Source organism: Psychrobacillus sp. INOP01 (genome assembly GCF_018140925.1).
GTDB lineage: Bacteria > Bacillota > Bacilli > Bacillales_A > Planococcaceae > Psychrobacillus.
In genome coordinates this window covers 3118604-3135286 of record NZ_CP073315.1, presented here as the reverse complement: position 1 = coordinate 3135286, position 16683 = coordinate 3118604, and the positions used below count along the sequence as shown (strand labels likewise).

11 protein-coding genes are annotated in these 16683 nt (G+C 37.8%); 1 reads left to right on the top strand and 10 read right to left on the bottom strand.

Annotated elements, in window-relative coordinates:
- Window position 1: 1 nt before the first annotated feature.
- Together xylB and KD050_RS15430 are read right to left on the bottom strand one after the other, a co-directional pair.
- Window positions 2-1534, bottom strand: coding sequence for a xylulokinase (xylB, locus tag KD050_RS15435; protein ID WP_211893224.1), 1533 nt, complete (start codon window positions 1532-1534; stop codon window positions 2-4).
- A gap of 12 nt (window positions 1535-1546) precedes the next feature.
- The gene (locus KD050_RS15430; protein ID WP_211893223.1) at window positions 1547-2287 is read right to left on the bottom strand and encodes a GntR family transcriptional regulator; all 741 of its coding nucleotides are present in this window, start codon (window positions 2285-2287) and stop codon (window positions 1547-1549) included.
- Window positions 2288-2446: 159 nt separating this feature from the next.
- Here KD050_RS15430 and KD050_RS15425 point away from each other — a divergent pair, with 159 nt between their 5' ends.
- Window positions 2447-3316 (top strand): D-psicose 3-epimerase, encoded by an 870-nt coding sequence (locus KD050_RS15425; protein WP_211893222.1) that lies wholly within the window; start codon window positions 2447-2449, stop codon window positions 3314-3316.
- 496 nt (window positions 3317-3812) lie between these two features.
- Here KD050_RS15425 and KD050_RS15420 read toward each other — a convergent pair whose 3' ends face one another.
- The 8 genes from KD050_RS15420 to KD050_RS15385 all read right to left on the bottom strand — a co-directional run bounded on the left by KD050_RS15420 (window position 3813) and on the right by KD050_RS15385 (window position 16679).
- Window positions 3813-7439, bottom strand: a complete 3627-nt coding sequence (locus KD050_RS15420) for a S8 family serine peptidase (RefSeq protein WP_211893221.1) — start codon at window positions 7437-7439, stop codon at window positions 3813-3815.
- Window positions 7440-7942: 503 nt separating this feature from the next.
- Entirely contained in the window at window positions 7943-8809 is an 867-nt protein-coding gene (locus tag KD050_RS15415; protein ID WP_211893220.1) for a Gfo/Idh/MocA family oxidoreductase, read from the bottom strand.
- Window positions 8806-10101: a GGDEF domain-containing protein gene (locus KD050_RS15410; RefSeq protein WP_211893219.1), complete on the bottom strand. Its 1296-nt coding sequence runs from the start codon at window positions 10099-10101 to the stop codon at window positions 8806-8808. Before KD050_RS15410 ends, KD050_RS15415 begins: the two co-directional genes overlap by 4 nt.
- A gap of 59 nt (window positions 10102-10160) precedes the next feature.
- On the bottom strand, window positions 10161-11219 hold the full coding sequence (locus tag KD050_RS15405) for a dihydrodipicolinate synthase family protein (protein ID WP_211893218.1): 1059 nt from the start codon (window positions 11217-11219) through the stop codon (window positions 10161-10163).
- Window positions 11220-12236, bottom strand: a complete 1017-nt coding sequence (locus KD050_RS15400; protein ID WP_211893217.1) for an NAD-dependent epimerase/dehydratase family protein — start codon at window positions 12234-12236, stop codon at window positions 11220-11222.
- A gap of 19 nt (window positions 12237-12255) precedes the next feature.
- The gene (locus KD050_RS15395; protein WP_235753830.1) at window positions 12256-13500 is read right to left on the bottom strand and encodes an Nramp family divalent metal transporter; all 1245 of its coding nucleotides are present in this window, start codon (window positions 13498-13500) and stop codon (window positions 12256-12258) included.
- A gap of 614 nt (window positions 13501-14114) precedes the next feature.
- Complete coding sequence (locus tag KD050_RS15390) at window positions 14115-15737, bottom strand: extracellular solute-binding protein (protein WP_235753829.1); 1623 nt, start codon at window positions 15735-15737, stop codon at window positions 14115-14117.
- Window positions 15738-15803: 66 nt separating this feature from the next.
- Window positions 15804-16679: a carbohydrate ABC transporter permease gene (locus KD050_RS15385; protein ID WP_211893216.1), complete on the bottom strand. Its 876-nt coding sequence runs from the start codon at window positions 16677-16679 to the stop codon at window positions 15804-15806.
- Between the last annotated feature and the right edge of the window lie 4 nt (window positions 16680-16683).

The following is a 16683-nucleotide window of genomic DNA, read 5'->3' as shown; positions in this document are numbered from 1 at the left end:
TTCACTTCACTCCTTCTACTTGATGTTTTTCATAAACACTGTGGAGAGCAACATAGAAATCATCGAATTTTTCTTTTGCTTTTTTATACACTACTTGCATTTCTGGATTATTCTCCTGGAAGCTCTCAATACGAATAAAGCGATCAATGACTTCAAAGTTGTCATATAATCCTGCTCCCACCCCTCCGATTATAGCTGCTCCCATAGACCCCGCTTCATCTAGATAATTCGGCACCTCTACAGGAACCTGGAAGACATCTGCAATAATCTGACGCCACACCTCACTTTTAGCGCCGCCTCCAATAATCATTAACCGATCGATTTCAATATGCTCACTCAAGATATCGTAGATGATTCCCAAATTGTACGTAACACCTTCTAACACACTTCTCTGCAATTCACCACGTGTAGTATCTGATTTAATACCTATATATGAGCCTTTAGAAGACGTATCCCAGCGTGGTGCCCTTTCGCCTAGTAAGTAAGGTAAAAATAATACACCATTTGATCCTGGTTCAGTTGCTTCAATCTGCTCATTAATTAGATCATAGACAGATTTACCGCTTTCCTTCGCTTGAATCTGCTCCGATGTAGCAATCGTTTCCTTCATCCAACTGAACGACCCACCTGCATATTGCATTGTGCCGTTTGGAGCATAATAGCCAGGAATTGCATGCGCCCATGTTACGGTTCTCATGTCTGGATCAAAAATCGGTTTCTTTGATGTCGTTGTCACCCATGCAGAAGTGCCTAGTGAGCAGTATGTCTTACCTTCACTAACAGAACCGGCACCAATGTTAGCTGTTACACCATCACCTGCTCCAATCACAACTTTAGTTCCTAGAACGAGACCTGTTGCTGCAGCTGCTTGTTCAGTCACACCGCCTGCCATATATGTTGAGGGTTTCAGTTCTGGCAATTTGTCTTTGTCAATGCCACTCGCGTCAATAATTCGATCCGACCATTCCAATTTCTCAATGTCAAAGCAACCCATTCCATTACCATCCGAGTAATCTGTGACGAACTGACCTGTCAATTTCAGGACAATATAGTCTTTCGCATTTAATACTTTGTACGTTTTTTCATAAATGTTAGGTTCGTTATCACGGAGCCACATCAATTTCTGAATACCGTATGATGGTGTATTGCGGTGGCCTACAATGTGGTAAAATTCTTGCTGCGTTAACTGCTTCTCCAGTTCTTTCGACTGGACAGTTGCACGTTGATCCGCCCAAATAATAGATGGGCGAAGAGGAGTCCCTTGCTCATCAACAACCAAACACCCCATCATTTGCCCACTGAAACTAACAACAGCTATTTCAGCGGGATCAATCCCAGTATCATTAATCAATTTCTTCGTTGAATCACATACGGCATTCCACCAGTCATTCGGATTCTGCTCCACCCATTTTTCATTGAAGTAATGTGTAGAATACGGTGAAATACTGCTGCCTAACATCTTCCCTTCCACGCTGAATATCGTGGCTTTGTTACCTGAAGTCCCTAGATCATGAGCTAAAATATATGTAGCCATCTTATGTCCCCCTTATTTTGTGGCAGTAATGACAATTTCAAATCTATTTTTATCTCCTCTATAACGTGCTAACGAATATTCAATTGGCTCATCTTTATGATTAAAACCAATAGAAATAAATTGTTGGATAGCTTTACCTTTTGTCATATTTAAATTTTTTATATCGTATTGCGTAGCCTCCACTGCTTCAATGAAACGACGGATTTTACAAATTTGGGTTTCGTTTTTCTCGCTCAATATGGGATATAGAGATTCCTTAACCAAGTCACGATCTAACACAAACTCGCATTTGTCATAAGGTAAATACGTCTCCACCATCACGATAGGCTCACTGTCTGCAAAACGTCTGCGATGAATATAAATGACTTTTTCCCCTTCAGCTAGTTTTAGATGCACTGCTACTTCATCAGGAACTTCTATTACTTTAAAATCGAGCACTTCCGTACTAGGTGTCATACCAAGTTCAAGTATCTGGTCATTGAATGATCCAAGTGCCTGAATAAAACTTTGTTCAATTTTGGGAGCCCTTACAAAAGTACCTTTACTTTTTACTCGGTATAGCCAACCTTCCTGAACAAGTTCAGTGATGGCTTGTCTAACTGTAGTGCGGCTAATGTCATAAATTTCACTAAGCTCTTTTTCAGTAGGAATAGCATCTCCTACTTTATAAGACCCCTCTTTAATTTGTTGAAGAATTAATTCTTTTAACTGAAAATATAGAGGGATAGGTACAGATTTATCCAATTTTGTCATTATTGAGTTCACTCCGCTTCGATTGTAAATGCTTTCATATATTATAATATTCAGACTTGACTAAAAGTTAAAGACTTATTTATGATTATATCATCAAGTCGTAATATCGCAATGTCATTATCTAATAACATTAGAATTTTTTGAAGGGGGAAATGGAAAATGAAATACGGAATATATTTTGCATATTGGGAGAATGAATGGGAGACAGATTTTGAACCTTATATCGAAAAAGTAAAGCAACTAGGATTTGATATACTAGAAGTGGCTGCTCTTGGATTAATTCACTTAAGTGATGATCAATTAACTCGTCTAAAAGATATAGCAAAAGCTGCTAATATCCGACTGACCGCGGGAATTGGTATTCCTAAGGATTTTGATGTAAGTTCGGAAGACCCACTAATAAGAAAAAATGGAATTTCCTTTATGAAACAAGTGCTCGATCAATGTCATAAAGCTGGAATTGATCGGATTGGGGGGACTATTTATTCCTACTGGCCAGCCGATTATTCCAAACCGATCAATAAATCAGAGGTCCGCAAAAATTCTATTGAAAGTCTAAGAGAACTAGCAGAGTATGCGGCACCACTGAACATTACACTGCTAGCAGAAACATTAAACCGTTTTGAACAATTTTTATTAAACGATACCCTAGAAGCTATTGACTATGTAAAAGAAGTAGGCAAACCTAATGTCAAAGTCATGCTTGATACATTCCATATGAATATCGAAGAAGATTCAATCCCAGACGCCATCCGCCTTGCAGGCAATTATCTTGGACATCTGCATATCGGAGAAGGCAACCGGAAAGTTCCTGGCAAAGGTTCACTAGACTGGACTGGTATTGGACAGGCACTTCGAGACATCAACTACTCAGACTATGTCGTGATGGAGCCATTTGTGAAAATGGGTGGCCAGGTTGGACAAGATATTAAAGTATGGCGTGATTTAAGCAGTAACGCCAGTGAAGAAAAACTGGATCAGGAACTAGCAGAATCACTTAAATTTGTAAAAGGGCATTTTAAAGAATGATATAAAATTAGCCAGCTTAGATTTTTGAATTACACCCCAATTGTAACAACAGGGGTGTAGTTTTTTATGACTAAATATAATTTAGAACAAAAAATGAATACCCTTCTTAAATACAAAAAGATCATAGAAGAATAAGATAAATCATTGGGTATGGCTGGGTTATGTGGTAGTTTGGAGTTTATATGGAAGTTAGAGTAATTTAAGTGGTAGTTAGAACCGCTTATGTGGTGGTTAATCTAAGTTATGTGATAGTTGGGAGTTATGTGGAGGTTAGAGTAATTTAAGTGGTAGTTAGAACCGCTTATGTGGAGGTTAGAGTAATTTAAGTGGTAGTTAGAACCGCTTATGTGGTGGTTAATCTAAGTTATGTGATAGTTGGGAGTTATGTGGAGGTTAGTGAGTTATGTGGCAGTTAGACTTTACTGATTAATTGTTTCTTGAATAGAAAAAACCGTTCCATTCGATATTTCTATCGATTAGAACGGTTAAGTTTTTATTACTTATTATTCCCTTTACCTGGATTCACAACCGTCACGTCAAACATCAGCGTATGCTCACCATACGTTACAGTAACTGTAGTTTCCCCTTGGCCTTTTCCTTTTACTGCGCCTGCTTTTACAGAGGCTACGTTATTTTTTTCAACTTTGTAGTCTGCGAGTTTTGTTACGTCTTTTTCTGTTGACTTGCCATCAACTGTTGTTACTTCTTTAATTGTTACTTTTACTTCTTTACCAGGTCTTGTTTCAACCTGAGCTTGGTCGATAGTTAGAGTTATTACTGGTTCTGTAACTATAGGCGCTTTAACTGTAACATTAACAGTTACCTCATTTTCACCATATGAAACAGTAATTGTAGTCGTGCCTTCTCGAACCGCAGTTACTAACCCATTTGACACTGTTGCGATACTTTCATCAGCGACGACATACGTAGCGTCTGAAGTTACGTCCTCATTTGTTGCATCACCTTCTATAGGTGTAGATGTCTCTATAACAGTAAGTTGAGACGTCTCGCCAGCTGTTAAGTCTAGCTCAGTGGGATTTACAGAAAGTGATAGAACCGGCTCTACCATTTCTTTTTCGTAAATTAATGCTTCGCCAACATTTCCTGCAGCATCATTAATAACGACCGTTACCGAATCTGTTTCAGCCGCTACTGGGAATGTAAAGCTTCCGTCTTGGTTCAAATCAAATGCTACTGGTGCAGTTGCTTCACCATTAACAGTAGCAATATATGAAGCTTTTAATTTTTCATTTAAATTATAGTCTAATCCATACAAATATAATTCTTCATTATATTCGATATATTTGTCTGATACTTGACCAGTCGCAACACCTTCAGCTACTGCTCCAGTAATTTCTGGGCTAGTTGTCTTCACGACAATTGGTCCTACGTAGTCTGAAACTACTCCTGAAGCTGCAAGACCGGTGAAGTCAATTGTGTATAGACCATCTGGAATAGTTGTTGCTGGATCACTGCTCCATGGCTTATATTGTCCTGCAATGTTCAGGTTATAAGATCCTGCTCCTAGTGCTGAACCTGCGTGTAAATAACCAATATAGCCATCTCCATATTCCCCGCCTTCAGGATTCATAATATCCCAAAGCTCGATATAGTTAGTTGTTACATCACCAGTTAATTTAAATGAAAGGACTGCAGAATCTTGAACTCCGTCACCATTAAATGATAAATCTGTTTCTGTGATCTTGAAGTCTTTCAGTTGTGTTGCTTCTGCTCCACCAAAATCTGCTGCAAATGGCAATGAAATATCCGTTTCTCCACCTTGAACATGGATAAATCCTAGAATCTCATCACCAGGCTTTGTAGTAGTTGCTGAAGCTGTTAATGTTAAGTTTAAAACTTGCTCACCAGCTAGATTGAATGTAGGCTGGTCAACCGTCACTTGTGCATCACCGAATGTTTTTGTGACATCAACTGTGACATTATATTCGCCACCATTACCTTTAATATCTTTAACTTTAACTTGTTTTGTTACGGAAATATTTTCTTCTAATGATTGAGGACCGAAAGTAACTGTCCCTTTTATGTTATCCACTACTGCTCCAGTACCGTCTAACACGGCGCTATCTAATGCATACGCAAGAATTTCTGGATGTGCTGCTGCATATGCATTTACACGTCCTGCACCTTGTGAGAATACATCATACTTCGCTGTATTTAGGATTTTAGCTGTGTTGGAAATAGCTACTTTCACATCAAAAGCATTCCAAGAAGGATTAGCTTGTTTCACAAGTGCTACAATACCTGCGATATGTGGTGTAGCCATCGAAGTTCCTGTTTTGCGATCATATGCTTCATCGTAAACTGCTTCTGGAAAATCTGTTTTGTACTTAGGAATTGTGGACATAATATTTGTTCCAGGTGCGCTTACATCTGGTTTAATATCAAAGTGTGGTGTAGAAGGTCCACGTGAACTAGAATCATTTACTTCATCTCCAAGTGTACTCGTAGAAGAAAAGTTACCGAAGCTCACTTTTCCTGTTCCCCCTGCCAATGTAGCACGTATTGCCTCGCCATCTGTTTGAGACATATCAAACGTTGGTAGGAAAGCAAATGAATCACCAAGGAATGTACCCGATGCGTTCGGTGCACCAGTACCACCTGCAAAGTTATGAATAATTGTTGCTACAGCTCCATTTGCTTTTGCGTTCGCAATTTTATCGACAAAAGCGATACTACCACGAGAAATCAATGCCACTTTTCCTTCTACATTAATTCCTTCAAAATCTTTTACTTCTCCGTTCCCAGGGATAGCAACTAGGTCGAACTCACCTTGAAGCTGTGTTGCTAAATCTTTTCCAAAAGTTGTACCCATTAATTGCAACTGTTTAGTTAAGTTGTAGTCTCCAACTGTAATATTTACTTGTCCGTTGTGCATTGTTTCCGGATTTGTTGTGTTACCAACCGCAATCCCTAAACGTGCAGTAGCCGGAGTTCCCATAGTTCCACGGTTTGGACCTGAGTTACCAGTAGCAATTACCCCGATTGTCCCAGCAATCATTGCATTATTAATCGCAAATGATCCTGCATCTGTTTCGGAGTTTGCTCCACCACCTAGTGATAGATTGATAACATCCATTTCTTCTAATACTGCTGTTTCAATTGCTTTGACAATACCCGAAGTTGCTCCACTTCCGTATGCTCCAAGTACACGGTAAGCATATAAATCTACTTTAGGTGCAATCCCTTTAATACCGTATTCATTCGCACCAATTGCTGCAATCGTACCCGCAACGTGCGTACCATGTGAAGTATAGAAAGAACTTCCATTTGCATTAAATTCAGGTGTTCCCGCAGGACGTTCTGAAGGTAACGTTTCCGAAGCATCATCATCTGCTCGTGTTTTTGTATACGTAGATGAGTTTGGAATGAAGTTCTTCCCACCTTTAAAAATTCCAGCGAACTCTGGATGATCAGCATCAATACCTGTATCAAGTACAGCTACTTTAACCCCTTGTCCTTCTATTCCTTCGTCCCAAAGTTGTTCAATTCCTAGGAATGAAATACTTGTATTCATTTGTGCCTCTATTGTTTCATCTTTTATAAGTTCTGATGATTTAGTCGTATTTTCTTCTGATGCATAAACAGTTGCATCCGGTTCGATTAATGTAATTCCATCAACCGTTAGTAATTTCGGAATGTCACTCGCTTTAACCGTTGCTGCAAATCCGTTTAATACAGTATCAAACGTATATCCTTGCTTTATTTGAACCTGTTTAGCAGTTAGCTCTTTTTTTACTTTTGTTTGTTGTGCTTTTACATTCGCACGAACTTGATTTGCTCGAGCATTAGAGAATTTCTTGCCTTTAACTTGGCTAATCCCTTGTTCAAGTGCTACAGGCTTTTCGGATAAATGAATGATTACTGCAACATCTTGATTGCCTGATACATTTTGTAAACTTTCGTGAAGGGTTGGACCATCTTTAGACAAGCTCAATTGTTCCGCAATAGCCGCCTTCAGTTGAATCGTACTTTCACTTTGACCATTCTGTTTGAATGGCTTCGTTTCTTCAGCACTAACACTGGAGAATGGAACCAATAAAGAAAGCACCATAATCACAGCTAGAATACTACTAAAGAACTTTGTAAACTTAAACTTTTTCAAATCTCATTTCCCCTTTGGCTATAATTTCACACTTACCAATATTGTGTGACATTACCAACTTATCACAAGTAAACTAGTACGAATATCGAAATTTCGGATTATTCCGAAAGATTGATAAATAGTATTAGTTTAATAAAAAAAATCGTATCTTTTGAACCGTTCTTACAAATCATTTTAGTAGTTTATACTTTCAATTTGAGTTGATTAGTAACCTTTAATACTACTTTAGTTTCAGAAAATTTTAATAGATTTCAGAATAAGAAATTCCGAGGTTATAGTTGGGAGTTTATGTGGTGGTTGGCAGAAGTTATGTGTAAGTTAGAGAAATTTATGTGGTGGTTAATCTAATTTATGTGGTAGTTAGAGTAATTTAAGTGGTGGTTGGAACCGTTTATGTGGTGGTTAATCAAAGTTACATGGTGGGTTATTTCAAAAATTTTTAATAACTTCTAAGGCAAAAAAGAAAGACCGTTAGAAGTGATTGAATCACCTCTAACGACTCACTATTCATTACTTAATAGATTTATCTTCTCAATCAATCCAACAATTCGCTCCGTCTCTTCAATCGCTACGGGGGATACTCCAGTTTCAAAGAAATGCACGACTTGCTCGATCAACCCAGCGTAATAAGGCTTTTCTTCTTCCCATAAGCGTAGGGAATGAATACTTTCCTTGGAATGTAGGATTGCTCCAAAACGATTATGCCACTCATTTTCTCCTCGAAGGATTGCATGTTTTCCATTAGCGAATGTTAGATGAATTTGTTCACAATCCTTATATGTCTCTATTTTCATTTTTTCAACTTCTGTACCAAAAATGGTGACGACCATTTCAAGTAAGTGAATTCCGTACCAAAAGTATCCTGGCATTTGCTCTTGGTGAGGGGTCGGCCCGAAAAAGTAGCCACTTTGTATATCTGTGTTATTGGATACGGCTGCAACTGATTCTGAAAATCTTAAGGAGGATGAGCTCATGACAGGTGTGTTATTCACTTTACTGAGATTGATCAATTCTTGCATTTCCGCGCTACTCATGACAACTGGTTTATCGATGAAAATTGGTTTACTATAGCTCACTATTTTCTTAAACCAATCTAAATGGTTTCTTCCATCAACTGTCCCAATGATTACTGCATCGACAGCAGCCATAAACTCTTCGATGTCTTCTACTGGTATAACTCCATATTTCTTTGTGACTATTTCATAATAATTTCGGAAACGCTCACGGCTAATGGGTAAATCCTCTGAATACGTTGGGATAGCATGGGTTATTTTAGCCCCTGTAACATGATGCGGAGCCCCAGAATCGTTTAATAATCTCGTGAAAATTTCACAGTGTGATGTGTCCAAACCTATTAAACCTATATTCATATACTATTCTCCTCACTATTTAGTAGAGTGAAAACTTGCCGTGGTCTACCTCTTCTCGATATTTTCTCTGTCCCAATTACCTCGATTAAAGTAGCATCTAACCAAGATTGAACAATTCTGTGCGCACTCCTTGGTGTAATTCCTAAAAACGAAGCAAGCTCATGGGCAGTAAATTCATTTTTCTTTTTTCTTCGAATTAGGGCCATCGTCTTTTCTATGTTCGCTGCATTCATACCAACTGCCTCTGATTGTTGTATTAATAGTCGATCTGTCACCGCAAGTGGGTATTTCATTGGGGCTGTTAAATCAATTGGTCCAAATACACTTCTATCCTCATTTACGATATAGCAGCTATCCCCTCCATTTTCTTGCGCTTGAATAAGTGCTACTCTCGCATGAGAGCCTGCTTCTAATGCGGAAAATCCGAAGCCTATCCCAATAGATAAGGTTACACCTAATTTTTTCTTTAATTCATCTACAATCGGCAATACTTTATAGCCTTCTGTAACTCTTTCAAATATCCCACGATTTGTGACAAACAAGTATTCTGTGCTACTTAATGCCGTCAAATAACCGCTCATTTGCTCTGCAAAATGGAGTAGCATTCGATATGTAGTGTGATTTCTTTTTTGAATTTGCTGCTCTGTCATAAAATCAGGAGCTATCGTAGTTGTGTTTTCTATAAAGACTCTGCCAATTATAATTTGCATTTCTTTTTGCTTTCGTTGGTTAGTTCCTAATAGCATCCGTTCTATAGCCACAATAATATCTTCTTCTGAAGGCTTCAGCCATTCATTCACAATATTATAATTTGTCAATAATTCACTTACTAATTTTAAGCTTGTAATCACAACGGTATTAGATGATTTTGCCACGTTCACCAGATGGAAATTTACTATATCTTCCACATTTTCAAGTGATACTAAATCATTGTAGTTGTCGTAACTAAACGATTCTTCTAAATTTTTTTTTACAATTTCAATGTAAGCATTTTGAATTCCATCAAAGCTTACTTGAGTGAAATTCATTTTATTTTTCATTTTATATATCGCCTGGTATAGTCCTGCCCCTTTTATTGGCACCTCTTCTTTAGCGACCAAATATGGAATTCGTCCCGAATAAAACAAACAATCCACATTATCTTTAAGCTCCACTGTGAATTCTTTTGCTTTATCCATTTCATCAGACAAACGGAATATCGGTTGTATGGTAGGAAAAAGGTTAAAGCAGCGGACAAGTGTTTCATAAATCCATAGCGGACCAATTACCCCTACCTTTATATGAGATTTCATACCATCTTCCTTTCCAGCACGAAAAGACACATGATTGCTAATGTGTCCCTTCTTACTACTTATTGTTCTTTATCATTAAGAAGAAAAGCCTTTACAAATGCATCATCATTTAACTTTGGATATGTTGCATAAACACGATCGATTTCCTCTGCCTGACCTGGACTTAGAACTTCATGATCAGTTAAACACCAATTCCCCTGCAGAAGCCCCTGCCTTCTGAGCACTTCATTAATCCCAGCAATACTTCCCTTGAAGGCATTTTTAGAATCAAAGAATGCAGAGTTTGCATCTGTCACATTTTGCGCAATGGAAAACCAATGCTTATCTACTTCGTTGCGAAGTTGAGCCTGTTTTATTTGTTCAAAAAGGTTTACAGCCTCGTGTGTCCATACCGACCAATGACCTAAAAGACCACCGATTATGCTTTTGTTTTCCATTTGACCTTCAACTTCATATTCATATGTTGTAAATAAATCTAAAACAATATTATCGTCATTTCCAGTGTAGAGTGCAATTTCATTTCTTCTTGGAGAGGCACAAACTGCTCTAATTACATCCAATGTTAAATACCTATCAAAAGGTGCCATTTTAATACCTACTACGTTTTGGATACTAGCAAATTCCTCCCAGAATTTATAGCTAAAAATTCTTCCTCCAACAGCTGGCTGCAAATAAAATCCAAACACTGGTAATTCATCTGCAACAACTTTCGTCCTTTCGATCAGTTCCTTTTCCGAATAATCATGTAAACCACCATTACTTAAAAGTACTATATCATAGCCTAGTGCTTTAGCTATTTTCGTCTCTTCTAATGCCTGTTCAGTACCTCCACAGACACCTGCTATTTTGAGGAACGGACGTTGCAACTGTGCTTTTTCAACTTCCTCCATCGCCAAACGTAAAACAGTTTCATACAGATTGAACTTAGGGTCTCTTATTTCAAATTGAGTTGTATGAACCCCTACTGCAATCCCACCTACCCCAGCCTCTATATAGTATCTAGTCAATCTTCTTTGTGCATATTCATCCAATTGTTTATCACTTGTTAGTGATAAAGGATGAGCTGGAATAAAGGCACCTTCATGTAAGTGTTTCTGAAGTTCTTGTGATAGAGCCATTTAGAATTGCCCCTTCCGTTCCTGAAAGTGAGTTGGTTTATTAATCGTTTCTCCATCATTTGCTACCCAGTCTGCTGTCCATTCAATCATTTCTCGTATGGAGACACGCGGATATCCAAATAGCTTATGTGCAATACTTGCATTATTTAATAATGCATTTTCCTTCTCTACTCCTTCAAATACTGGAGTTTTCCCTAGCAATTTTCCAAACTCATTTGCAAGCCATCGAACTGGTAATGTTTCTGGACCCGTTACATTTAGAATGGTCGGAGGTGAGCTAGCTATTAATAACGACCTAATTGCATATTCGTTCGCGTCTCCCTGCCAAATTACATTTACATGACCCATGGACAAATCTAAAGGAACCTCATTATATACAGAACGAGCAATTTCGAGTAATACACCATATCTCATATCGATCGCATAATTTAACCTAAAAACAGTTAGTGGTGTGCTATCTTTATGAGAGAAATAAGTAAACACTCGTTCTCTTCCAAGTGAGGATTGACCATACTCACCAACTGGAGCTACCTCATGCTTTTCATCACAGCCACCTAAAGTCAAAGGTACCAATGGATAAACATTCCCAGTTGAGAAAGCAACAATGTTGGAGCCTTTAAAATGCTCAGCTACTCTACCAGGCAGGTACGTATTCATTGCCCAGGTGAAGTGTTCATTACCAGTTGTACCGAATTTATTCCCAGCCATATAAATGATATTTTTCTCTTTTGGAAGCAGTTTCAATTGTTCATCGTCTAATAAATCTGTGGAAATTGTTTCAATTCCGGCTTTTTCTAAATCCTCTTTCAATGTTCCATTTGAAAAGCGGGATACCCCAATCACTTTCTTATCTAAACCTGCTTTCTCAATAGCTCTTTTTGCCATTATGGCTAAAGTAGGTCCCATTTTACCTCCAATGCCTAATATCAAAATATTCCCTTCTATTTTTCGCATATCTTCTACTAGTGCGTCAGATGGTTCGGTCATTAAATTTTCTAGTTCTTCCACTGTTTTCAAATGAATTCCTCCAATCTTTTTATGAGAAAAAGATATTTTTTATATTATTAAAAGCTAAATAGATTAAAACGATTAATCCGATAATCCCTAGAACATTGCTTAATAGTTTATTTTTAAGCTCACCCATAATATTTTTATCATTAGCTACTACTAAAATAGCAATTGCGATAAAAGGCACAACAAATATGGTAATGGCTTGTGCAAAAACAATTAGATTCAATGGAGCCGAGCCAAATACAATGCCAATAATGGAGCCGAAGAGCATTACTAATATAATGAGTAGCTTAACTTTTAAATTTGATAGGCTGCTTCCTAGTCCTAGTCCATCAGCTAGCAAAGATCCACCAATTGTGGCATTCCCCATCAAGGAAGAAAAGGATGCCCCGAACAACCCAAGCATAAAGACAAAAGTAGACCAGCTACCAAAAAGTGGTTCTAACGCTAAGCCCATTTCACTTGCATCATTCACAACAAGTCCCTGAGGCTTTAAAATAGTTGCAGCTGTGATCATTATTAGAAAGGAGATAAAACCTAGAAGAAAGATTCCTAAAAACGATTCCTTACGACCACTTGCAGCATCTGTAATTTTCCAGCCCTTCTCTTTAACTAAATAAGATTGATATAAGGCACCTACGATAGAAAAGCTTGTAGCAAATAAAGCAATGATTAGTCCCATACTACCCTCGGGTAACACCGGTATAAATCCTTTAAAAATATCTACTATGGATGGTTGGACTAATATTACAGTGATTAAAAATGCTAGTAGCATAATCACTACTAATACGAGCATCATTTTTTCAAGAATTTGATAAAATTGTTTTGCAAATAACAAACCAATGGATAGTAGGGTAAAGATAATAATCCAAATGGTTGGATCCATATTCGTAACTGTAGATATTGCAATCCCTGTACCAATTGCATTTCCTGCCTGGAATGATGCAGTAACCAAAAATGCCCCAACCCCGATTAATACTCCTGCGAGCAACCCCCACTTTTTCTTAATCGTTTGGATGAAACTATGCTTAGCTGCTAAACCAATCCGGGTACTCATTTCTGTATAGACCATCATTAAAATAATAGCTAAAATAATGGTCCAAACTAATTGGGTTCCATATATTGCCCCAATTTTAGATGAAAGGGTGACACTTCCCGGACCTAATACTAAAGCAGAAGTGATTAATGCTGGTCCAAGATAATTAAATATATTTCTCTTTTTTACGACCTCATTACTTTTTGAGGATACAGATTTACCTTCAACATCCAAACTAATCTCTCCCCTCACTAATTATTCTGAATACTCTATAATTATAGTAACTTACTGACCCAATTTATGACATGACTATAATATGTCTTTAATTAGGCGGGGGAATTTTCAAGAAAAATGCAAGGTGCTTTAAGTTCAAAACCTGTTTCCTCTCGTTTCCGGAGTGCTTTGGATAGGCTTGTTGCTATATGCATCACAATGAGCCCGTATTTATTATTTATTATCGATTTCTACTCTTTATTAATTGTAGTGGAAGGTGGCGATCTTAAGCCTTCGTTCCTCTGTAAACACCTGAAACGGAAATCAGCAGCAGCATTTAACTGACCTATTATAAAAATAGCCTATTCGCATGAGCGAACAGGCCATTTATTTGCTTCAAGAAATAATAAAATCTAAGGTATGTGGAGGCTTTCTACAAATGATTCTCCGTCCAGACTCCATCTCCTTACCCCTCGAGGACAAATGTGAGAAAGCTGTGGTGGCTGAGAAGCTGCCTCCTCGCTTTTCCCCATTTGCCTGTCGGAGGTCCACAGGATGTGGGTCAGTCAGTCGTTGCGACACGATGTCGCGTTTTTAGACTGACTTCCAAGATATAGTCGCTTTCGCTTTTGTTATTACTTCCATTCTCTTTCTGTGTAGCCTTTTGCTTTGATGCCTTCATTTGTTTCTTTAATTATCGCTTCGCCGCCTTTTGCTAAGTATTCCTCAACAAGAGCATCCCAATCGGATACTGGTCTTTGGCCCGCGATCATTTTAGATTGTTCGTTTATTAGGAATTGCATTAAGTCTGTACCTTTTTCTTGATTGGTCTGTGACAGAACCCCATGAGAAGGGTCAATATACATTTGGTTCGATTCAAACATTTCCTGTAAGGAAACTGTCATTTCTTTCAACTCTGGTAATGTGTAGCTATCAGCATAGTTAATCGCTGCATCCTCTGGAACCTGTTCTCTGTTATCCAAGAAATAAGTTGATGGTGAAAGTCCATCGGAAGAGAATGTTGGAACTTGGACAGGTAATCCATTTTCCATATTATAACCAGTTCCTTCTTTACCTAAATAGAAATCAAAGTCTGCATTTTGAGGATTTTTTTCCTCAGCCGGAAAGTATGTTTTTCCGAAATCCACTAGCTCTAATGCTCGATAAATTTTCCCTTCATCTTCCGCAAGGTTAGCATTTAAAGCAAGAATCCCTGAGTTACCTGAACCCATTGTGAATCCTTTAGATTTGTCTGGTGCTTCAAATGGCGGAATTGCTACAAGCTCTGCATCAGGGTTAATGGATAACAACCCTTCAAAATATTCCTGTGACATACCTGAGACTCCACCTACAAAGATCCCTGCTTTGCCAGAATAAAATTCATTATTCGTACTTGCCCAATCTAAAACAGCAAAATCCTTCGTCATAGCGCCCTCTTTATAAAGGTTAGCAAAGAATTGTACTAATTCTTTTCTTCCATCAGAAATGATACCTGGGATAAAATCACCGTTATCATTTTGGTGATACCACGCGTTGAAATCCCAATAAGTTCCCATATTAAAGTTTGGATTGATATTTTCTCCAATAGCTACACCATACGTATCGGCCTTACCATTACCATCTGGATCCTCTTTAGTAAATGCAATGGCAATTTCCTCAAGCTCTTCGTAATTCGTTGGTACTTCTAACCCTAGTTTGTCTAGCCAATCCTTACGAATAATCGGTGTTAAAGGAAATGGTTGAGAATAACGTGGAATCCCATATATCTTGCCATTTACTTTAAAAGAATTGTAAATATAGTCTGGTATTTTTCCTAATGTTACATAATGCGATAGATAATCATCTAAAGGTAGAAACGCTCCATCTTCAGCCCACTGATAAAAACGCGTATCACCAGCTTGGAAACCAACTAAGTCTGGCATTGAACCTGATGCAACAATAGCAGACGATTTTTCCACATAGTCACCTTGAGGTATAATCTCTGGTTTATAATCTACGTTAAAGCGCTCATTAATAAGATCAAGACCAGGACTACTTAACGGAGGTGGATCACCAAAACGAAATGTCATCCCCGTGATTGTATATTTTTCACTATGATCAAATGGATCAACCTTCGTATCTGGAGCTTTTTCAGTTTCACCTGCTGTTTCATTTTCTTTGTCTGTTTCTTTCTCCCCTGTGTTTTCATCCGTACAAGCTACCAACATAAAACTGAGGAAAAGAAGTAGAAAGCTAATTATTAAGTGCTTATTTTTCACATTAACCCCTCCATTTATCTTTTTGTAAGGCTTCGTTAAACAGTCATACAGACAAATTTCTAATTACTAACCCTTTACAGATCCAAGCATCACTCCTTTTGCAAAATGTTTTTGTAAGAATGGATAAACAATAAGTATTGGTAAGGTTGCCAACAAAATAGCTGCCATTTGAACCGTTTCTGGAGGAGGTAATGCTTCTACCATTGCCGCATGACCACCTAGCGCTGCATTTGGTTCATTCACAATGACAATTTGTCGTAGAATAACTTGGATTGGCCACTTTGCAGGGTCGTTCAAGTAAAGTACTCCTGAGAAGTAGCTATTCCAATGACCCACTGCATAAAACAGACCAAATGCTGCCAAAGCAGGCTTAGATAACGGTAAAATAACTTTAGAGAAAATTTGAATATCATTGGCTCCATCAATAAGCGCAGCCTCTGTTAGTTCCTCAGGAATCCCTTTAAAAAATTGAGTCATGATGATTAAGTTAAAAGGACTGATTGCTACAGGTATTATTAAAGCCCATAACGAATTCAATAAACCAGTTTCTTTTACAATAATATAAGTTGGAATCATTCCTGCAGAAAATAGGATAGTGAATAATACTAAGAACAGGATTAACCGTTGCCCAATTATATTTCTTGTTAATGAATAGGCCATTGTAGAAGTGAAAACTAGATTAATAAATGTTCCTACCACCGTGACATAAACTGTGACCCATAAGGAACGGATAAACTGATCAGATCCTAAAATATACGTATAAGCGTCTGTCACCCAATCCTTTGGCCATAAAAGGAAATCACTATTAAGTACATCACTTATACTTGAAAATGAAACGGAAAAAATATATAAGAAGGGAAATAGCATCGTTACGGCTATTAATAACAAAAGTATGTTATTAACAATTTCCATTACCCTTTCGCCACCAGAAGATTTGAACATAACC